The sequence below is a fragment of the Marinomonas foliarum genome, from assembly GCF_016906065.1.
GTDB classification, from domain to species: Bacteria; Pseudomonadota; Gammaproteobacteria; order Pseudomonadales; family Marinomonadaceae; genus Marinomonas; species Marinomonas foliarum.
Genome location: NZ_CP070273.1, coordinates 445408 through 450536, shown reverse-complemented (window position 1 = coordinate 450536; position 5129 = coordinate 445408). Strand labels below are relative to the sequence as shown.

General features: G+C 43.4%; 5 protein-coding genes and 4 tRNA genes. 5 read left to right on the top strand and 4 right to left on the bottom strand.

Annotated elements, in window-relative coordinates:
- Window positions 1–110: 110 nt before the first annotated feature.
- A complete protein-coding gene (gene msrA, locus JSY38_RS02215; protein ID WP_205115036.1) occupies window positions 111–770 on the bottom strand; it encodes a peptide-methionine (S)-S-oxide reductase MsrA in 660 nt (219 codons plus the stop codon).
- 289 nt (window positions 771–1059) lie between these two features.
- Here msrA and JSY38_RS02210 point away from each other — a divergent pair.
- The 4 genes from JSY38_RS02210 (at window position 1060) to JSY38_RS02195 (ending at window position 1624) form a co-directional block, all read left to right on the top strand.
- Window positions 1060–1136 (top strand) — tRNA-Met (locus JSY38_RS02210).
- 116 nt (window positions 1137–1252) lie between these two features.
- A tRNA-Met gene (locus tag JSY38_RS02205) sits at window positions 1253–1329 on the top strand.
- Between the two features lie 68 nt (window positions 1330–1397).
- Window positions 1398–1474 (top strand) — tRNA-Met (locus JSY38_RS02200).
- A gap of 73 nt (window positions 1475–1547) precedes the next feature.
- Window positions 1548–1624, top strand: a tRNA-Met gene (locus tag JSY38_RS02195).
- Between the two features lie 198 nt (window positions 1625–1822).
- On the opposite strand, the gene JSY38_RS02190 is transcribed toward JSY38_RS02195, so the two are convergent.
- Window positions 1823–3169 carry an anti-phage deoxyguanosine triphosphatase gene (locus tag JSY38_RS02190; RefSeq protein WP_205115034.1) on the bottom strand — a complete coding sequence of 449 codons (1347 nt, stop codon included), beginning with the start codon at window positions 3167–3169 and terminating at the stop codon, window positions 1823–1825.
- A gap of 110 nt (window positions 3170–3279) precedes the next feature.
- On the opposite strand from JSY38_RS02190, the gene JSY38_RS02185 reads away from it, so the two are divergent.
- Window positions 3280–3585: a LysR family transcriptional regulator gene (locus JSY38_RS02185; protein WP_114410802.1), complete on the top strand. Its 306-nt coding sequence runs from the start codon at window positions 3280–3282 to the stop codon at window positions 3583–3585.
- A 48-nt stretch (window positions 3586–3633) separates the two neighbouring features.
- Here JSY38_RS02185 and JSY38_RS02180 read toward each other — a convergent pair whose 3' ends face one another.
- Together JSY38_RS02180 and JSY38_RS02175 are read right to left on the bottom strand one after the other, a co-directional pair.
- Window positions 3634–4368: a phosphoadenylyl-sulfate reductase gene (locus JSY38_RS02180; protein WP_205115033.1), complete on the bottom strand. Its 735-nt coding sequence runs from the start codon at window positions 4366–4368 to the stop codon at window positions 3634–3636.
- Between the two features lie 105 nt (window positions 4369–4473).
- A complete protein-coding gene (locus JSY38_RS02175; RefSeq protein ID WP_114410800.1) occupies window positions 4474–5124 on the bottom strand; it encodes an NUDIX hydrolase in 651 nt (216 codons plus the stop codon).
- Window positions 5125–5129: the final 5 nt, after the last annotated feature.

Genomic DNA, 5129 nt, shown 5'->3' with positions numbered 1-5129 from the left:
CTTTTCTTTGAAATAGACGCTACTAAAAAGGCCGAATCGTTTTGCGATTCGGCCTTTTCGTTTCTGTCACTTATTCAATTTAGAAAGTGATTATTTCAATTACTTAAAAACTATATGCCTAAGCCGATAGGGCAGCTCACGCCAGTACCGGCTATCCCGCAATAACCATTCGGATTTTTGTGAAGATACTGCTGGTGATACTCTTCAGCAAAGTAGTAGGTATCGAGTGGTTCAATCTCGGTGGTGATCATGCCGTGACCTGCATCAAGTAATTCTTTTTGGAATGCAGCCTTACTAGCTTCAATAATTGGCATATCTTTATCACTGGTTGTATAGATAACAGAGCGATATTGGCTGCCTATGTCGTTGCCTTGGCGCATGCCTTGAGTTGGATCGTGGTTTTCCCAGAAAACCTTAAGCACGCCCTCTAGCGAGATAATAGAGGTATCAAACACAACCTGTACGACTTCGCTATGTCCTGTTTGTCCTGAGCAAACTTCTTCATAAGTTGGGTTGGGTGTAAAGCCGCCAGCATAACCAACAGAAGTGACGATAACGCCGGGAGTATTCCATAGCTTGCGTTCGGCCCCCCAGAAACAACCCATTCCTAGAATGACTTCGGATTCACTGGGATTTTCGTCGCGGACAAACGGTTCATTGTTGACAGCGTGTATACCTGAAATTGTTAAAGGCGTGCTTCTACCGGGTAGGGCATCGGCTTCAGTAGGGATTGCTGATTTTTTAAGAATGGCTTCAATATTGCTGGGCATGATTGGCTCCTAACCTATTGGTCGAAAATATTGGATGGCTACCTTTTACCTTGTGGTAGCGTAGGATACAAGTATTTAAGCCTCTCTATATCTAATAAGAGGCTGAGTCTGTTTGGTATAGGTAGATAATGAGGCAGAAAGAGTTTTTTTCAACTAATCCTATCTAGTTCTCTTGTAGCGCTTGACTCTTAGATTAATCTACCTATAATACGCACCTCGTTGGCAAGGGTTGAGCGAATTAGCTTAACCAACAAGCATTGATGGATGTTTGTTGTTAACGATGATTAGTCGCGGGATGGAGCAGTCTGGTAGCTCGTCGGGCTCATAACCCGAAGGTCGTTGGTTCGAATCCGGCTCCCGCAACCATTTTAAAATAATAGGTCTTAGGTTTACTTTTAATTCCAGTAAAGTGCTCCTGAAATCGATTTAAAATAAAAGCTAATCAAATGAAGTTGTTAGTGATGTAAAGAAAGTTAATTTGTCGCGGGATGGAGCAGTCTGGTAGCTCGTCGGGCTCATAACCCGAAGGTCGTAGGTTCGAATCCTGCTCCCGCAACCATTAACTTAGTCACCAATTTCTTAATTAAGAAAAGATAAAACCTAAACGAGATTTATCGTTTAGCATGGCGCGGGATGGAGCAGTCTGGTAGCTCGTCGGGCTCATAACCCGAAGGTCGTAGGTTCGAATCCTGCTCCCGCAACCAAATACACTTAGTGTTTTGGCTATGTTTTTATCTTTCATATCTGCATATAAACTATATCAATAGTTTAATCTGTCGCGGGATGGAGCAGTCTGGTAGCTCGTCGGGCTCATAACCCGAAGGTCGTAGGTTCGAATCCTGCTCCCGCAACCATTTCTAAATTTACTACCTTCTTATAAATATCCTTTTACGTTCTTCTTATTTTGTCTTAATTCGCGTTTCATTTCGATTTTGCACCTTGCTTAATACTGAGCTTTCTGGACTATGAAGTAATTCAAAACGATGCTCAGTAAAAATTAGACTAATTTCAACAATAAGGCCTTGTTTTGAAGCAAGGCCTTATTGTATCTATTACATTGGCTCAAAAACTGACCCTAAACTTGGAACAAACAGCTTGTTGTACATACGGCTGGCGTAATCGTCGGTCATAGAGGCCATGTAATCGCAGATAATACGAAGTCCATTCTCCCCACGATCTTGGCTTTTTTGCCATTCGCTGGCGATTTCTCGTGGCAGTAATCTACTGGGGTCGGCTGAATAAGCTTCAAACATTTCCAATAGCATCTGCTGGCCTTTATAGACGAGCATTTGTACTTCTGGACGTTGGATGATGTGTTGCATCTCAAATTGCTTTAATAAGTTTAAGGCTTGGCGTTGACCTTCTGGTAGGCCGACTTGAAAGCGCAGTAATGGGTGTTCAAATTGTGCTTTTTCAATTACTCGGCAGGAAGTGATAAACCAGCTTACTAGGCTGCCAATTGCTTCTTTACGAAGATGGCTTTGGCGGCTAAATAGTTGGGTACGAATGTCGTTTAGGTTTTCTGCTAAAAAGGGCGATGCTAAGGCGGCAAGTTTTGGCTCTAAATGCTCTAACCACATGTCTTTGGTAACCATGCCGAGTACGATAGCGTCTTCTAGGTCGTGAACGCCATAGGCAATGTCGTCAGCCAGGTCCATGATACTAGTGTCGAAACTGGCGTGTTTGGCTTTAGCGTGGCCTTCTGGCTCTGTCTGTTGCACTTCTTGTAATAAGGTTCTGTCAGCTTGGCTAAAGGGTTCAACAATCCAATTGAGCAGGTCGTGCTCTTCTTGATAGACGCATTTTGGTGGCGCCCAATTGGAGGCTTTAAATTGACGGAAGTTAGCGGTTTTTTCTGGGTAATTAGCAACAACCGTCGAATACAAAACCGGGTACTTTAATACGCCTAACAAGGTTCGACGGGTAACATCCATGCCGTAAACGGGTGAGTATGAACCGCGCTTTCCTAGAATTCTCAAAGACTGCGCATTACCTTCAAAACCGCCATAATTTTGCATCATGTAGTTAAGTGCAATTTCACCTCCATGGCCAAAAGGTGGGTGACCAATATCATGGCTGAGGCAAATAGTTTCAATTAACGCGTCATCGGCAAGCCAAGGCTGAAAGTCGGCGTCTGCTGGAGAGCTGTGTTTGAGTTGGTGAACGATGCCGTTGCCAATTTGAGCCACTTCTAAGGAATGAGTTAGGCGTGTGCGGCTGTAGTCGTTTTGTCTAATGGCGAGGATCTGAGTTTTTGATTGCAGCCGACGAAATGCGGCGCTATGTATGATTCTGGCTCGGTCGCGCTGATAAGGTGTGCGGTAATCATTGTCGCGGGATTCTTGGTGACCGGATTGTCTTTCGTACCAAGGTAACATCACATCTTGTGTGGTTGTCATTTTGTTAATCCATAGGGTTAATAATATTCAGTCTTTCACGAAAACACGATATAGGTCAATGTTCGTAAAAAAAGCATTGGGCATAATGTAACCAACTATAAGGAATCTTTATGCTTAATACACAACATCTCATTACTTTTAAGGCGCTGGTTCAAACAGGGAGTTTTACGAATACTGCAAAGCAGTTAGGGTTAACTCAGCCTGCGGTGAGTCAGCATATTCAAAAATTAGAGCGAGACTTAGGCGAGGCGCTGCTTATTCGACATGGACGAACAACGGAGATGACACCAGCAGGCAGGATCTTATTGGAGCATATACAAGAGCTTGAAGTGTGCTATGAAGGTTTTATAACGTCTTGGGAGAATCATCTCGCACGTCATTTTTCAGAAGATGTTGAAACAGTTGAACATGCCTGATGTTATCAAGCATGTTCTGGGTTGACTGTGTTATTGATCAGCAGATGCTTACTGCTGAGCAGTTGGTATTAGGTTCGCGACGTGTAAGCCGCATTCTTTGTGTTCAGATTCTTCCCACCACCAACGACCTTCACGTTCGTGTTGATTCGGCAAAATAGGGCGTGTACATGGCTCGCAACCAATGCTGGTAAAACCTTTCAAGTGCAATTCATTGTATGGCACGTCAAACATTTTGATGTAGTTCCACACGTCTTCAGAAGACCAATTAGCCAATGGATTGAATTTAAATAAGTCTTTTTCATCCGTGCTAAACGCAGCATCTTTTTCAGCAAACGCCAAAACATTGCGTGTTCCTGGGCTTTGATCTTTACGCTGTCCGGTTATCCACGCATCTAACGTTGCCAGCTTACGTTTAAGAGGCTGTACTTTGCGGATGCCACAGCACTCTTTGTGTCCATCTTCAAAAAAGCTAAACAAGCCTTTTTCTCGAGTGAAGTTTTCGAGTGCTTCACGATCAGGAGAAAGGATATCGATCTGAATATTATAGTGTTTGCGTACTTGCTCCATGAAACGGTAGGTTTCGGCATGAAGACGACCTGTATCTAGAGAAAATACGTGGATGTCTTTTTTTGCCTTTACAGCCATATCAATAAGAACAACGTCTTCTGCACCACTAAAAGAAATGGCGATATTGTCGAATTGTTGCATCGCGTTATGAATAATTTTTTGTGCTTCGTCTTCTTTATTGTTGGCAATAAAAGACGCTAAATCGAATGCTGACATAGGATAATTTACCCTGATCTAAGTTACGTTATCGGTACCATAACAATTTGTGTCGATGAAGCAAAAGACGAAAGAACACTAACCTTATAATAGTTGAAAGTGTTGTTAGCGAATGTGTTTGGCCAGCGTTTGATATAAACCGTATAAAATACCCGCGGTAACGCCCCATATACGGATTTCTTCATAGTCAATTTCAAAGTAACCACGCTCTATGGTATCAAGTTTTTTGTGTCTAAAACGATAATTCTGCGGAGTAAGCAGGTGACGCAATGGCACCCAGTGGACAGATTTTACTTCGTCTTCACAGAGACTTAATTCACTTCGGCGTGTCATTTCAGCGACGATCGGTTTGATGCAAAAACCTGAGATGGTGCAGTACTCGCCTAGTTCGCCTAGTAGGTCAAAACAGTCTGGCGACAGTCCGACTTCTTCTAATGTTTCTCTTAATGCCGTGTATTGAATGCTGGCATCGTCTGGGTCATGTTTGCCACCCGGGAAAGCAATCTGCCCTGGGTGATTGCGCATATGAAGAGCACGTTGAGTTAGGAGAACATAAAGCTCTCCATTCTCAGGTTCCCGCCAAATGGGAATAAGCACAGCGGCAGACCGATATTGCAAATCGTACCCCTTTGGGAACATTTCCTCATCAGGGTTATGGATTTGCTGCGCGTAGGGTTCTTTATCTAATGCTGCGCGAATATCATCCAAACTCAGGTCAATGGGAGGAGCACTTAAAAACTGCTCTATGTCAGACATGATAC

Excerpts from the sequence above, each read along its gene's own strand:
- msrA (WP_205115036.1), bottom strand. The coding sequence starts at position 770 with ATGCCCAGCAATATTGAAGCCATTCTTAAAAAATCAGCAATCCCTACT.
- JSY38_RS02190 (WP_205115034.1), bottom strand. The coding sequence starts at position 3,169 with ATGACAACCACACAAGATGTGATGTTACCTTGGTACGAAAGACAATCC.
- JSY38_RS02185 (WP_114410802.1), top strand. The coding sequence starts at position 3,280 with ATGCTTAATACACAACATCTCATTACTTTTAAGGCGCTGGTTCAAACA.
- JSY38_RS02180 (WP_205115033.1), bottom strand. The coding sequence starts at position 4,368 with ATGTCAGCATTCGATTTAGCGTCTTTTATTGCCAACAATAAAGAAGAC.
- JSY38_RS02175 (WP_114410800.1), bottom strand. The coding sequence starts at position 5,124 with ATGTCTGACATAGAGCAGTTTTTAAGTGCTCCTCCCATTGACCTGAGT.